Annotated in this window: 15 protein-coding genes; 6 read left to right on the top strand and 9 right to left on the bottom strand. The window is 69.1% G+C overall.

Annotated elements, in window-relative coordinates; translation table 11 throughout:
- The first annotated feature begins 35 nt into the window (after positions 1–35).
- From FVP33_RS06470 to FVP33_RS06460, 3 genes are read left to right on the top strand one after another with little or no spacing between them, the layout of a single operon-like run.
- On the top strand, positions 36–1,355 hold the full coding sequence (locus FVP33_RS06470; RefSeq protein ID WP_147782799.1) for a magnesium transporter MgtE N-terminal domain-containing protein: 1,320 nt from the start codon (positions 36–38) through the stop codon (positions 1,353–1,355).
- Complete coding sequence (locus FVP33_RS06465; protein ID WP_147782798.1) at positions 1,339–1,860, top strand: DUF1003 domain-containing protein; 522 nt, start codon at positions 1,339–1,341, stop codon at positions 1,858–1,860. The genes FVP33_RS06470 and FVP33_RS06465 overlap by 17 nt, the downstream gene beginning before the upstream one ends.
- On the top strand, positions 1,857–2,993 hold the full coding sequence (locus FVP33_RS06460) for an Mrp/NBP35 family ATP-binding protein (RefSeq protein ID WP_246142201.1): 1,137 nt from the start codon (positions 1,857–1,859) through the stop codon (positions 2,991–2,993). Before FVP33_RS06465 ends, FVP33_RS06460 begins: the two co-directional genes overlap by 4 nt.
- 54 nt (positions 2,994–3,047) lie before the next feature.
- Here the strand turns inward: FVP33_RS06460 and FVP33_RS19445 are convergent, their stop codons facing one another.
- Positions 3,048–3,224, bottom strand: coding sequence for a hypothetical protein (locus tag FVP33_RS19445; RefSeq protein ID WP_187270599.1), 177 nt, complete (start codon positions 3,222–3,224; stop codon positions 3,048–3,050).
- Between the two features lie 56 nt (positions 3,225–3,280).
- On the opposite strand from FVP33_RS19445, the gene FVP33_RS06455 reads away from it, so the two are divergent.
- The gene (locus FVP33_RS06455; protein ID WP_147782797.1) at positions 3,281–4,198 is read left to right on the top strand and encodes a LysR family transcriptional regulator; all 918 of its coding nucleotides are present in this window, start codon (positions 3,281–3,283) and stop codon (positions 4,196–4,198) included.
- 27 nt (positions 4,199–4,225) lie between these two features.
- On the opposite strand, the gene FVP33_RS06450 is transcribed toward FVP33_RS06455, so the two are convergent.
- Entirely contained in the window at positions 4,226–4,588 is a 363-nt protein-coding gene (locus FVP33_RS06450; protein WP_147782796.1) for a sec-independent translocase, read from the bottom strand.
- A 112-nt stretch (positions 4,589–4,700) separates the two neighbouring features.
- On the opposite strand from FVP33_RS06450, the gene FVP33_RS06445 reads away from it, so the two are divergent.
- Positions 4,701–5,330 carry an O-methyltransferase gene (locus FVP33_RS06445; protein WP_147782795.1) on the top strand — a complete coding sequence of 210 codons (630 nt, stop codon included), beginning with the start codon at positions 4,701–4,703 and terminating at the stop codon, positions 5,328–5,330.
- Between the two features lie 69 nt (positions 5,331–5,399).
- Here FVP33_RS06445 and FVP33_RS06440 read toward each other — a convergent pair whose 3' ends face one another.
- The 3 genes from FVP33_RS06440 to dapE form a co-directional block, all read right to left on the bottom strand.
- A complete protein-coding gene (locus FVP33_RS06440) occupies positions 5,400–5,576 on the bottom strand; it encodes a DUF3117 domain-containing protein (protein ID WP_147782794.1) in 177 nt (58 codons plus the stop codon).
- 91 nt (positions 5,577–5,667) lie between these two features.
- Positions 5,668–6,891 carry a hypothetical protein gene (locus tag FVP33_RS06435; RefSeq protein WP_246142200.1) on the bottom strand — a complete coding sequence of 408 codons (1,224 nt, stop codon included), beginning with the start codon at positions 6,889–6,891 and terminating at the stop codon, positions 5,668–5,670.
- The gene (gene dapE, locus FVP33_RS06430; RefSeq protein WP_187270630.1) at positions 6,876–7,949 is read right to left on the bottom strand and encodes a succinyl-diaminopimelate desuccinylase; all 1,074 of its coding nucleotides are present in this window, start codon (positions 7,947–7,949) and stop codon (positions 6,876–6,878) included. The genes FVP33_RS06435 and dapE overlap by 16 nt, the downstream gene beginning before the upstream one ends.
- Positions 7,950–8,008: 59 nt before the next feature.
- Between dapE and dapD the strand changes: the two genes are divergently transcribed.
- Positions 8,009–8,944 (top strand): 2,3,4,5-tetrahydropyridine-2,6-dicarboxylate N-succinyltransferase, encoded by a 936-nt coding sequence (gene dapD / locus FVP33_RS06425; RefSeq protein ID WP_147782792.1) that lies wholly within the window; start codon positions 8,009–8,011, stop codon positions 8,942–8,944.
- Positions 8,945–9,307: 363 nt separating this feature from the next.
- Here the strand turns inward: dapD and FVP33_RS06420 are convergent, their stop codons facing one another.
- The 4 genes from FVP33_RS06420 to FVP33_RS06405 form a co-directional block, all read right to left on the bottom strand.
- On the bottom strand, positions 9,308–10,606 hold the full coding sequence (locus FVP33_RS06420; protein ID WP_147782791.1) for a citrate synthase: 1,299 nt from the start codon (positions 10,604–10,606) through the stop codon (positions 9,308–9,310).
- Between the two features lie 74 nt (positions 10,607–10,680).
- Positions 10,681–11,790 carry a succinyldiaminopimelate transaminase gene (gene dapC, locus FVP33_RS06415; protein ID WP_147782790.1) on the bottom strand — a complete coding sequence of 370 codons (1,110 nt, stop codon included), beginning with the start codon at positions 11,788–11,790 and terminating at the stop codon, positions 10,681–10,683.
- Complete coding sequence (fdxA, locus tag FVP33_RS06410) at positions 11,791–12,117, bottom strand: ferredoxin (RefSeq protein ID WP_147782789.1); 327 nt, start codon at positions 12,115–12,117, stop codon at positions 11,791–11,793.
- Complete coding sequence (locus FVP33_RS06405) at positions 12,114–13,304, bottom strand: PIG-L family deacetylase (protein WP_187270598.1); 1,191 nt, start codon at positions 13,302–13,304, stop codon at positions 12,114–12,116. The genes fdxA and FVP33_RS06405 overlap by 4 nt, the downstream gene beginning before the upstream one ends.
- Positions 13,305–13,363: the final 59 nt, after the last annotated feature.

Here is a 13,363-nt window from a genome sequence, read left to right as displayed (position 1 = left end):
CCTCTCCCACAGTTGCGAAGGTCTAAGTTAGACCTGTGAGCGCCGCGAGAGTCTTCGTCGCCCGTTTGGCCGGGTGCTCCGTTTTCGACCCCGCGGGAGACAAGGTGGGGCGCGTGCGGGATGTGCTCATCGTCTACCGCCAGAAGGAGCCGCCGCGCGTCGTCGGGCTCATCGTGGAGGTCCCGGGCAAGCGCCGCGTCTTCCTCTCGATCGGTCGAGTCACGAGCATCGGTAGCGGCCAGATCATCACCACCGGCCTCATCAACCTGCGCCGCTTCGAGCAGCGCGGCGGCGAGGTGCGGGTGATCGCCGAGGTTCTCGGCCGACAGATGGAGCTCGTGGACGGGTCGGGAACCGCCACGATCGAAGACGTCGCGATCGAGGAGCGCGGCCAGGGCGAGTGGGCGGTCAGCGAACTCTTCCTCCGCCGCCCCAAGACCAGCGCCTCGCCATTCGCGAAGGGCGTCACCATCTTCGCCAAGTGGTCAGAGGTGCGCGAACGGTCGACCGGCGAGGCCCAGTCGGCCACCCAGCTGCTCGCCACCTACGAGGACCTGCTGCCCGCCGACCTCGCGAACGCCCTCCTCGACCTGCCGGAGCAGCGGATGCTCGAGGTCGCCGAGGAGATGAGCGACGAGCGCCTCGCCGACGTGCTCGAGGAGATGCCCGAGAGCGAACAGGTCGACATTCTCGGCCACCTCGACGACGATCGTGCGGCCGACGTGCTCGACCAGATGCAGCCGGACGACGCTGCCGACCTCATCGCGCAACTCTCCGACGAACGCGGAGAGGCCCTCCTCGACCTGATGCAGCCCGAGGAGGCGGACGACGTGCGGATGCTGTTGCTCTACGCCCCGGACACCGCGGGTGGCCTCATGACGACGGAGCCGATCATCGTCTCCGCCGACACGACGGTGGCCGAGGGCCTCGCCCTCATCCGTCGCCACGAGCTCGCGCCGGCCCTCGGCGCCGCGGTCTGCGTGACGCTGCCGCCGTACGAGCCGCCCACCGGACGCTTCCTCGGAATGGTGCACTTCCAGCGGATGCTCCGCTACCCGCCCATGGAGCGGCTCGGCACGCTGCTCGACCAGAAGCTCGAGCCCGTTCGGGCGAGCGCCTCGGCCGCCGAGGTCGCGCGCACCCTCGCGAGCTACAACCTCGTGTCCCTTCCGGTTGTCGACGACAACCACCGACTGGTCGGGGTGGTGACCATTGACGATGTTCTCGACTACCTTCTGCCCGACGACTGGCGAAGTCACGACGACGACCCCTCCCCCGCCGTGTCTTCAGACACCAGCACCATCCCCGTAGTCGTCTCATCCGGAAGGAGGCACCTCAATGGCCCGTCGCACTGACTCAGGACTCGATTCGCCCAAGGGTCTTCGCACGTCGTTCGTCCCCCGCCTCGGCGGACGCGACCGCGTCGGACGGTTCAGCGAGGGATTCGCCCGGGCGATGGGCACGACGGGCTTCCTTGTCGGCATGACCGTGTTCGTGGTGGTCTGGATCGCCTTCAACACCTACGCGCCGCCCGCGGCCCAGTTCGACCCCCGCTCGCTCAACTACACGCTGCTGACCCTGATCCTATCGCTGCAGGCCTCGTACGCCGCCCCGCTGATCCTGCTCGCCCAGAACCGCCAGGACGACCGCGACCGGGTGCAGTTCGAGCAGGACCGGCAGCGCGCCGAACGCAACCTGGCCGACACCGAGTACCTCGCCCGCGAGGTGGTCGCGCTGCGGCTCGCCGTGCGCGAACTCGCGAGCAAGGACTTCATCCGCGCCGAGCTGCGCGCCCTGCTGGCCGAGCTGGAAGAGCAGCGCAGCCTCGAGCGCGACAGGAACCCCGAAGGGGCCGCGTGACGAGCGAGCAGCTTCGGGCCGGCATCCTGTCGGCTCTCGGCCGCGTGATCGATCCCGAAATCCGCAAGCCCATCACCGAGCTGGACATGATCGGGGCGGTGCAAGTCTCCCCCGACGGCCACGCGACCGTCGGCCTCAGACTGACGATCGTCGGATGCCCGGCCGCCGACACGATCGAGCGGGACGTTCGTGAGGCGGCGGCCTCGGTCGCCGGTGTGACCTCGGTGGCCGTCGAGGTGTCCGTGATGTCGCGCGAGCAGCGCACGGCCCTCACCGAGAAGCTCCGGGGCGGGCGCACCCGTGTTGCGCAGTTCGGGCCGGACTCGCTCACCCGCATCTATGCGATCACCAGCGGCAAGGGCGGGGTGGGCAAGTCCTCCATCACGGCCAACCTCGCCGTCGCGCTCGTCGACCGCGGTCTCACCGTGGGCATCGTCGATGCCGACGTGTTCGGCTTCTCGATCCCGGGGATCCTCGGCCTCGAGGGCGCCAGACCGACCAGGGTGGGCGAGATGATCCTGCCCCCGATCGGCTGCGGGGTGAAGGTCATCTCGATCGGCATGTTCCTCGAGCCGTCGGAGTCGGCCAGGGCCGTCTCCTGGCGTGGCCCCATGCTGCATCGAACCATGCAGCAGTTCCTCACCGATGTGTACTTCGGGGACCTCGACGTGCTGCTGCTGGACCTGCCGCCTGGGACGGGCGATGTCGCGATCTCGCTCGGCCAGCTGTTGCCGCAGGCGGAGGTCATCGTCGTCACGACGCCGCAGCCGGCCGCCGCCGAGGTGGCCGAGCGCAGCGCGATCGTGGCGCGGCAGACGGGCCAGCGGGTGATCGGCGTCATCGAGAACATGGCCGGACTCGTGCAGCCGGACGGGTCGACCCTGCACCTCTTCGGCAGCGGAGGCGGCGACGAGGTCGCGGCGAGGCTTTCCCGGGGCCAGGACGAACGGGTGACCGTGCTCTCCTCGATCCCGATCAGCGTCGCGCTGCGCGAGGGTGGGGACGCCGGCGTGCCGATCGTCAGGTCGAATCCGACGGATCCCGCGTCTGTCGCCATCGCCTCGGTCGCCGATCGGCTGGCCACTCGCGGCCGTGGACTGGCCGGCCGAAAGCTCGGCCTGAGCGTTCGGTAGCCCCTCGGCGCATCGCCGCTGGGCAACCAGCCTCTGGGTGTGGGGCCGCGGGACCTAGTGGCGCGTGGGCATCCGGCGGTAGCCGTCACGGGCGGTCACCACGATGCTGGCCGCGGCACCCCACACGGCGACGATGGCGATGACTGCTGGAACGATGACGCTGGACATGATGACCTCGGTGTGCTGAAACATGCCCCGGATGGGCACGTTGTTATTGATCTCATTCCACACCCGCCAACGCTGTAGCACAATCAAATAGTTCTTGCATGATTGTGTAGTCTGACTTAATGGATGTTCGACGACTCGAGCTGCTCCGCGAACTCGCCGAGCGCGGCAGCATCACGGCCGTGGCGCGGGCCACGAACCGCACGGTCTCCGCGGTCTCCCAGCAGCTCAAGGTGCTCGAACGGGAGGCCGGGATCCCGCTCACCGAGCGCAGCGGGCGCGGCATCGTGCTCACCGGGGCCGGGCGGATGCTGGCCCAGACCGCCACGGACGTCGCGATCGCGCTCGAGCGCGCCGACGCCCTCTGGGAGGACTTCAAGCAGGCCCCCCGGGGCGAGGTGACGCTCACCACCTTTCCCACCGGCGGCCAGATGCTGCTGCCCGGGCTGCTCACCGCCGTGGCCCGCATCCCCGGCCTCGTGCTCATCGCCACCGACCAGGACCCGCTGCATCCGGACTTCGCCGACCTCACCCCCGACTTCGACATCGTGCTCGCCGACTCGCCAGGCATGCTGCCCGCCTGGCGCGAGCGCGGCCTCACCGTGGTCAAGCTCATGGAGGAACCGCTCGACATCGCCCTCCCCGAGGGGCACCCGCTCGCCGAGAAGGCCAGCCTCTCCGCGCGGGACCTGATGGGCGAGACCTGGATCGGCACGCCCGTCGGATTCCCATACGACCGCATCCTGCGCCAGCTCGAAGCCGTCACGGGAGTGCCGGCGACCATCGGCCAGCGCTTCCTCGACAACGGAATCGTGGAGGCGCTCGTGGCGGCCGGCCACGGCATCGCGATCCTGCCGCGGTTCACCACCCGGGGCCACGAGAATGGGCTCGTCACCCGCCCGCTCTCCGGGGTGCGTGCGGTGCGCCAGATCTCGGCCCTGCTGCGCCCCGACCGCGCCGAGCGACCGTCGGTGCGGCTCGTGGTCGAGGCGTTACGCGACGAGGCCCGGGGAGTGCTCGCCCAGCATCCCGGCCGCTAGGGCCCGCTCAGGAGGTCAGCGCCGACCTCAGGTCGCTTCGTTGTCGAACGGGGCTGCTTCGCCCTCTGCGGCCAGTCTCTGGCGCTTGACGTACGCGGACTCCCCGGCGGGCCGCACGACAGACACCGGTTTCGGGTCGTCGTCGATGAGGGCCTCGCGGATGATGCGGCGCGGGTCGTACTGCCGCGGGTCGAGTTTCTTCCAGTCGACGTCGTCGAACTCCGGGCCCATCTCGTCCCGCAAGCGGTCCTTCGCGCCGTCGGCCATCTGGCGCAGGTTGCGCACCAGCCTGGCGAGCTGCGATGCATAGTGCGGCAGGCGCTCGGGACCGAGCACGAACACGGCGATGACGCCGATCACGAGCAACTTGTCGAAAGTGAGGCCGAACACTCGTTCAGCTTAACCCCGGCGAGGCGTGCGCCGTGCGCAGTCTGACGCGCTGCCCGGGCTAACCCCCGGCGGAGCTACCCTCGCCTACGCTGGGGAGGAACAAGGAGTGCACGTGGCAGACAAAGAGTCGAGCTGGAAATTCGCCGAGGAGATCGTCGTCGAGAGTCCGGCGATCGCCCAGGCACGCCTCAACTCGATCGAGTTGGGAATCGATCCGGTCAGCCCGGCGATGGGCGCCCAGATCGCCGTCGTCGCGGCGGCCACCGCAGCGACCCGCATCATCGAGATCGGCACCGGTGTCGGCGTGAGCGGACTCTGGCTCTTCGCCGGCGCCCCGCGGGCCACCCTCACCTCGATCGACTTCGAGCTCGACTACCAGCAGTCCGCCCGCAAGTCCTTCATCGACGCCGGCGTCTCGGCAAACCGCATCCGCATGATCGCCGGCCGGGCCCTCGACGTTCTGCCCAGGATGAACGAGCAGTCCTACGACATCGTGCTCGTGGACGCCGACCCGCAGCACGTCATCCAGTACGTCGAACACGGGCTGCGCCTCGTGCGTGCCGGCGGCACCGTGCTCGTGGCACACGCGCTGTGGCGCGGCCGGGTCGCCGATCCGGCCCAGCGTGACGACACCGTCACCGGCTACCGGTCGCTGCTGGCGACCATCGCCGAGTCTGACGCGGTGATCAGCGCGCTCTCCGCCGTGGGCGACGGACTGCTCCAGATCACCAAACTCGGCTAGCACTCGCCGGGACAAGCGGACGTCGCCGCAGCCGGTGGCTGCGGCGACGATGTCCCCTGTGGGTCCGAACTAACTGGCCGCGGCGACGACTCCCGCGAGAGCGTCGTGGAGTTCCCTGGCCTCGGCGTCGTTGACTGAAACGACTAGGCGCCCCCCACCTTCGAGCGGCACGCGCACGATGATGAGACGACCCTCCTTAACAGCCTCCATTGGCCCGTCTCCGGTCCTCGGCTTCATGGCTGCCATGAGTGATCCCCTTTCGTGGAATGACTTCTATTATCCCGTACACCGGCACCAACCACGAAAACGAGCCATTTTCATCGCGCCCCGTGTCGCCTTAGGGCGGAGTCCAGTCGTAGCCGTTGACCCACCAGCAGGCGTACAGCCAGCCGACCTGCCCGGCGATGCAGAGGGCGACGATCGCCACGCGATACACCGGGGATCGCGGCTGCGCGACCGCCCCGAGCAGGGGGAACAGCGGTACCAGCAGCCGGAAGGTGCTCGACTGCGGGAAGAACACGGCGAGCAGGTACACTGCGTAGCTCGCCGACCAGAATCGCAGGTCGACGCCGAGCCGGCGCACGGGCGGGATGAACAGGAACACGGCGAAGAGCCCGACCGCGAGGAACAGGAGCGGCACGGCGAACAGGCCGATCCCCCATTGCGCTCCCCAGAATTGCGCGCCCTGAATCCAGGCGGCGAAGGGCATGAGCTCGGTGTAGCCGATGTAGGGCACGCGCCAGGCCAGCTCGGTGTCGGTGTAGGCGGAGGCGGATCCGGTCACCACCCACGCCAGCAGAGGCCAGGCGAGCCCCATGGCGAGGCTGAAGAGCGCCAGAGCGGAGGCGAGGACGCCGTCGGCGAGCGGGAAGGGGTCGCGCGCCCGGGTGACGACGCGGTGCACGATGTGCAGGCCGAGGGCGAGGGCGAAGGCGAGCCCGCTCGGCCGGGTGAGGGCCATGACGGCGACCACGGGAAAGAGCAGCCAGTAGCGACGCCGCACCAGCAAGTAGAGGGCGAGGGCGAGCAGGAAGAGGTGCATGGATTCCGCGTAGGCCACCTGGTAGAGGGGCGACAGCGGGGCGAAGCAGAAGAGCGTCACCGCAAAGAGCGAGGTGCCGGCCGGCAGGATGAGTCGGAAGAGCCTGTACGCCATCAACGCCGCGCCGAGGGAGAACGCCACGGACAGGAACACCGAGACCGGCTCCCAGGGCAGGCCGGTGACGGTCATCACGAGGCGGGAGACTGCTGGATAGCCGGGAAGGAAGGCCCACGCGTTCTCGGCCACGTGCCCGTCGGCACCGCGCGGCAGCACGCTCGGATATCCGCTCACCGCCACGATGTGGTACCAGACGCTGTCCCAGAGCTGCGAGAAGGCGAGGAGGCCGGGGCGGGGACCCGTCCACGGGTTCTTCTCCTGCCAGCTCGCGAAGAGCAGCATCAGCATGGTCGTGACCACCCGGGAGACGACCCAGACGGCGAGTACCCGCAGCCACCACGGCGTGAGGCGATACCTCACGACCACCGGGGTGGGCAGCGCCGGCATTAGGCCGTGAGCCACGCCCGCAGTCCCCGTTCGCACTCCGTGATCTGCTCGAGTGCGACGCGCTCGTCGTCCGCGTGCGCCTTGAGGGGGTCCCCCGGTCCGTAGTTGACCGCCGGGATGCCGATGGCCGAGAAGCGGGCGACATCCGTCCAGCCGTACTTGGGGGTGGCCGTGCCGCCGACCGCGGCGAGGAAGTCCTTCGCGAGCGGCGCATCGAGCCCGGGGCGCGCCCCCTCCGCGAGGTCCACGACGGTGAGGTCGATTCCCGGGAAGAGTCCGCGCAGGTGGTCGACGGCCTCCGCGCCCGAGCGGCTCGGCGCGAAGCGGTAATTCACGTGCACCATGCACTCGTCCGGGATGATGTTGCCGGCCACCCCGCCGGAGATCCCGACGGCATTGAGGCCCTCGCGATAGACCAGTCCCTCGACCTCGACCTCGCGCGGCTCGTAGGCGGCGAGCACGGCGAGGATCGAGGCCGCGTCATGGATGGCGTTGTGGCCGACCCACGCCCGGGCGGAGTGCGCGCGGGTGCCGAACGTGCGCAGTTCCACGCGGAGGTTGCCGTTGCAGCCGCCCTCGACCGTGGAGTTGGTGGGCTCGCCGAGGATCGCGAAGTCACCCGCGAGCAGGTCCGGGCGATGTTCGGCGAGCCGGCCGAGGCCGTTGAGTTCGGCGGAGACCTCCTCGTGGTCGTACCAGATCCAGGTGATGTCCACGGCGGGGTCGACGAGTTCCACGGCGAGCTTGAGCTGCACGGCCACGCCGGCCTTCATGTCGACGGTGCCGCGCCCCCAGAGGTAGTCGATCCCGTCGATCGTCTCGAAGCGCGTGGGCAGATTGTGGTTCACGGGAACCGTGTCGATGTGGCCGGCGATCACCACCCGCTTGTCTCGCCCCAGCCTGGTGCGGGCGACGATGGCGTCGCCATCCCTGGTCACCTCGAGGTGGTCGAGACCGGCGAGCGATGCCACGATCGCGTCGGCGATCGATGCCTCGTTCCCGGACACGGACTCGATGTCGCACAGTTGCCGAGTGATATCGATCGAGGGTGCGGCGAGGTCGAGCACGGGCATCGAATCGGCGTCAGGCATGCGCGTCAGTTTATCCGCAGTCGGATCGCTAACCTTGGACCATGACTCAACGAGCAGCCTGGGGCTACGGACTCGCGACCATCGCCGGCGACGGAACGGTGCTCGACACCTGGTTCCCCTCCCCCACGCTCGGCGAGCTCCCGGCCGGGCGCGACCCGTACATCGCCCCCGCCGACCTCGAGGCCCTCACCGGGGCAGACGACCGCCGCAACGTGCGGGTGGACTTCGTCACGGTGCAGATCGATCTCGACGCGGCCCCGGCCTCCACCCCGGACGCGTACCTCCGGCTGCACCTGCTCAGCCACCTGCTGGTGCGACCGAACACGATCAACCTCGACGGCATCTTCGGGCAACTGCCGATCGTCGTGTGGACCAACGCCGGCCCGGTGCATCCGAGTGACTTCGACCGGTTGCGGCCGATGCTGCAGCGCCAGGGCATCGCCGCGACCGGAATCGACAAGTTCCCCCGGCTGCTGGACTACGTGTCCCCGGCCCGAGTGCGCATCGCCGACGCCTCCCGCGTTCGGCTGGGAGCACACCTCGCCCCCGGCACGACCGTCATGCACGAGGGCTTCGTCAACTTCAACGCCGGCACCCTCGGCACCTCCATGGTCGAGGGACGCGTGTCGCAGGGCGTCGTGATCGGCGACGGCTCGGACATCGGCGGCGGCGCATCCATCATGGGTACCCTGTCGGGCGGCGGCACCCGGCGAGTCGAGGTCGGCGAACGGGCGTTGCTCGGCGCCAACTCGGGAATCGGCATCTCCATCGGCGACGACTCGGTCGTCGAGGCCGGGCTCTACGTGACCGCCGGCACGAAGGTCGTGCTGCTCGGCGGCGAACCACGCATAGTGAAGGCGGCTGAGCTGTCGGGGGTGGCCGGCCTCCTCTTCCGCCGCAATTCGGTCACCGGCGCGGTCGAGGTGCTTGCGCGCTCCGGCACCGGCGTCGAGCTCAACTCGGCGCTGCACACCTAGCCCGCGCGGGGGCTACGGCGGCACTCGCCAGCGATCGCCCGCGGCGGGAGTCACGACGTCGCGGCGGGAGTTACGCCCTCGGCCACAACCACGGCGCACCCTCGCGGCGGGGAAACCGCATCGCGGCGGGGGTTACGCCTCCCTCCGCCATGCAGTTTTCCCGCCATGGAGGGACACAATTCCCTCCGCGAGGAAGGCAGCATGCCGCCAGCCACGCGGGGTGCTCGACCGGGACCATTGCAGGCACCGGGGCGAGAGCGTCGACCACACCGGGGCGAGAGCGTGAACCACGCCGGGCCCCAGGTCCGGCACAACGGTGACGCCGCAAGGCCACCCGACACCACGCTGTGCGCGAAGCCCCTGCTAGCGCGCGGGCCAGTCGCGCGCGGGAGCGCCCGTGTAGAGCTGCTGCGGCCGGCCGATCTTGGTCGCCTTGTCTTCGTTCATCTCGCGCCAGTGCGCGATCCAGCCGGGAAGCCGCCCGATCGCGAACAGCACCGTGAACATGCGCGGCGGGAATCCCATCGCCTTGTAGATCACGCCGGTGTAGAAGTCCACGTTGGGATACAGCTTGCGCTCGATGAAGTAGTCGTCGGCGAGGGCGACGGCCTCGAGCTCCTTGGCGATGTCGAGCAGGTCGTCCTGCACACCGAGCGCCTTGAGCACCTCGTCCGCGCTCTCCTTCACGAGCTTGGCGCGCGGGTCGAAGTTCTTGTACACGCGATGGCCGAAGCCCATCAGGCGGATGCCGTCTTCCTTGTTCTTGACCCTCTCGACGAACTTCTCCACGCTCTCGCCGCTGGCCTTGATCTCGCCGAGCATCTTGAGCACCGCCTCGTTCGCCCCGCCGTGCAGCGGGCCGTAGAGCGCGTTGATCCCCGCCGAGATGGAGGCGAACATGTTGGCCTCGGTGGATCCGACCAGTCGCACCGTGGACGTCGACGCGTTCTGCTCGTGGTCTTCGTGCAGGATCAGCAGCCGCTCGAGCGCCCGGGAGACGACCGGGTTGACCTCGTACGGCTCGGCCATGTTGCCGAAGTTGAGCTTGAGGAAGTTGTCGGTGAAACTCAGCGAGTTGTCCGGATAGAGGAACGCCTGGCCGAGACTCTTCTTGTGCGCGTAGGCCGCGATCACGGGCAGCTTGGCGAGCAACCGGATGGTGGAGAGCTCGACCTGCTCCGGGTCGTGCACGCTCAGCGAGTCTTCGTAGAACGTGGAGAGGGCGGACACGGCGCTCGAGAGCACGGACATCGGATGCGCGTTGTGCGGCAGCGCATCGAAGAAGCGACGCAGGTCCTCATGCAGGAGGGTGTGGCGCCGCACCCTCTCCTCGAAGGCCTCGAGCTCCGACGGCGACGGCAGGTTGCCGTAGATGAGCAGCCAGGCCACCTCGAGATAGGTCGAATTGGCGGCGATGTCTTCGATGCCGTAGCCGCGATAGCGCAGGATGCCCTGGTCGCCGTCGATGTAGGTGATCGCACTCTTCGTGGCGGCGGTGTTCACGAAGCCCTGGTCGAGGGCCGTGTATCCGGTCTGCCTGGTGAAGGACGAGATGTCGATGCTCGACGCGCCGTCGACGCTCTTCAGTATGGGAAAGTCCGCGGTTCCCCCCGGAAAGTGCAGGGTTGCCTTAGCGGCGTTGTCATTGGCAGCGTCGTTCACGCATACAGCCTAATTGGCCGGGAGGTCGACCGTCGCATCCACCAAGGAATGCGCCTTTTACTTGGAGGGAACAGCTACTTTGAGCGGGCGCCCAGACGCTCCACGGCCGTGCCGATCGCCTCGTCGGTGGCGGTGAGGGCGACCCGTACGTGCTGGGCGTCGGCCTCGCCGTAGAAGGTCCCCGGCACCACGAGGATGCCGAGGTCGGCGAGGTCGGCCACCGTCTGCCAGGCGTCGCCGCCCCTCGTCGCCCAGAGGTAGAGCCCGCCCCGGCTCTCGTCGATGCGATACCCGGCGGCCTCGAGCGCGGCGGAGAGCCTCGCCCGGCGCACGCGGTACCGGTCCTTCTGTTCCTGCACGTGGCGGTCATCCCCGAGAGCGGTGATCATGGCCGCCTGGATCGGCGCCGGGGGAAGCGTGCCGAGGTGCTTGCGCACCGCGAGGAGCTCGCCGAGGATGCGGCTGCAGCCGGCGACGAATCCGGCACGGTAGCCGGCCAGGTTGGACTGCTTGCTGAGCGAGTAGACGCACAGCACCGAGCTGCGGTCGCCGTGGATCACGGCAGGGTCGAGGATGCTCGGTGTCGCGCGATCGGCGAATTCGTCGTCCCAGCCGAGTTCGGCGTAGCACTCGTCGCTCGCGATGACCGCACCGAGCTCCCGCGCCCGGGCGACGGCCGCCGCGAGTTCATCGACGCCGAGCACGCGCCCGTCGGGGTTGCCCGGACTGTTCACCCAGATGAGCCTGGTGCTCTCCGGCCACTCCGCCGGGTCATCACTCGAGAAGACCGTCGCGCCGGCGAGGGCCGCCCCGACGGCGTAGGTCGGGTAGGCCAGGGTCGGCTGCACCACGACGTCGCCCGCGCCGAGACCGAGCCAGAGCGGCAGGCCGGCGATGAACTCCTTCGAGCCGATGGTCGGCAGCACGTTCGCCACCGTGAGGTCGTCGACGCCGCGTCGGCGAGCGAACCACTCGACGATCGCCTCGCGCAGCGCCGGGGTTCCCGCCGTGAGCGGATAGGCATGGGCGTCGGTCGCGGCGGCGAGCGACTCGCGGATGATCGCGGGCGTCGGATCCACCGGGGACCCCACCGAGAGGTCGACGATTCCGCCGGGATGCGCGCGCGCCCTCTCGGCGAACGGTTCGAGCGAGTCCCAGGGGTAGTCGGGAAGCCGGAGCGGCACCTAGACCCCGACGGCCTGGGGCGGGAGGGCGGAGACGATCGGGTGGTCCTTGTGGATCACGCCCACCTTGGCCGCGCCACCGGGAGAGCCGACCTCGTCGAAGAACTCCACGTTCGCCTTGTAGTACTCGGCCCACTGCTCCGGGACGTCGTCCTCGTAGTAGATGGCCTCGACGGGACACACGGGTTCGCACGCGCCGCAGTCGACGCACTCGTCGGGGTGGATGTACAGCATCCGGTCGCCCTCGTAGATGCAGTCGACCGGACACTCGTCGATGCACGCACGGTCTTTCACATCCACGCACGGGAGGGCAATGACGTAAGTCACGGTGAGGACGTTCCCTTCGTTTCGGGCCTGACTGCAATCTTATCGCGGCGGAAGGTGCCGACCGACGGCCAGGCGAGCACCAGGAGGGCGATGAGGGCCGGGCCGTAGGTGAGCAGGTAGCCCGCGACATTCGCGGGGACGAGGATGGAGCCGCCGCTGCCGGTGAGGGAGAGCGCCCCGATCACCGCAAGCTGGCCGAACGCCGCGATTCCGGCGACCAGGCGACCGCCGAACACGAGCCGAAGGCCCACGAGTAGGGCGGCCGTGATCACCAGGGTGGCGATGATGCCGATGCCGATCGTGAGGCCGCCCACGGACAGGGTGGCCTGGTGGTTGACCGTGGCGATGCCGCCCACGGCCGCGCCGACGATGAGGGCGATGATCCAGGCGAAGAGGTGGATGCCGAAGCCCTGGTCCTTCCAGGCGACGGTTCCCGGTTGGTCGGGGCGAACGATCGCGTAGGACTCCTCCGCGGCGATCGGGTGGCTCGGTCCGCTCGAGAGCGAGTACCGGTCGCCCTCCACCGTGACCTGGCTGCGGTGGGCGCGCAGGGCATCCGCCTTCTGGGCGAGCGCGTCGCTCACGTCGACGCGCACGGTCGCGGCCGCCCCCGCTGGCTGGATGGCGAAGAACGGCACCCCCATCACCTCGGCGGCCCGACGAGCGGCCTCGTGGGCGCGCACGTGGTCGGGATGCCCGTAGCCGCCTCGAGAGTCGTAGCTGACCACGGCGGTCGCTTGCACCGAGTCGATCACGGTCGCGAGGTCGGCCGCGACCTCGCCGAACGGGGCGGCGCAGAGGGAGTCGTCGGCGATGGTCTCCGCCGGCTCGGCCCCATCGGAGCCCCAGCGCATGCCCGAATCGGTATAGATCCGGGGAGGCAGGTCGGCCCAACGCGCACCAGCGGCGCCCAGGTAGCGGTGATCGGTGACCCCGAGCACGGCCAGAGCCGCGGCAAGTTCGATCGAACGGTGCGCGGCGAGTTCCGCCGGGTCCCCCTCGAGGTGGTGCAGGTCGGCGGGGATTACTTCCCCCCGCTCACCGCGCGTGCAGGTCACCACGGTGACCGCCGCTCCCCGCTTCACGAGGGTCGCGATCGTGCCGCCGGTGGAGAGGGATTCGTCGTCGGGATGCGCGTGGACGAAGAGCACACGCTCGGGCACCGACTCACTGGGGTTTTGCTGCACATTGCACAGGATAGGCCGCAACACCTAGAGTCGATCGAGTAAGGTAAGGCTTACCAACC

Source organism: Lacisediminihabitans profunda, assembly GCF_008040105.1.
Classification (GTDB): Bacteria; Actinomycetota; Actinomycetes; order Actinomycetales; family Microbacteriaceae; genus Lacisediminihabitans; species Lacisediminihabitans profunda.
Note: the sequence above shows the minus strand (reverse complement) of the source record. Positions and strands in the feature narration are given on the sequence as shown.

Excerpts from the sequence above, each read along its gene's own strand:
- FVP33_RS06465 (WP_147782798.1), top strand. The coding sequence starts at position 1,339 with ATGGCCCGTCGCACTGACTCAGGACTCGATTCGCCCAAGGGTCTTCGC.
- FVP33_RS06455 (WP_147782797.1), top strand. The coding sequence starts at position 3,281 with ATGGATGTTCGACGACTCGAGCTGCTCCGCGAACTCGCCGAGCGCGGC.
- FVP33_RS06440 (WP_147782794.1), bottom strand. The coding sequence starts at position 5,576 with ATGGCAGCCATGAAGCCGAGGACCGGAGACGGGCCAATGGAGGCTGTT.
- dapE (WP_187270630.1), bottom strand. The coding sequence starts at position 7,949 with ATGCCCGTGCTCGACCTCGCCGCACCCTCGATCGATATCACTCGGCAA.
- dapD (WP_147782792.1), top strand. The coding sequence starts at position 8,009 with ATGACTCAACGAGCAGCCTGGGGCTACGGACTCGCGACCATCGCCGGC.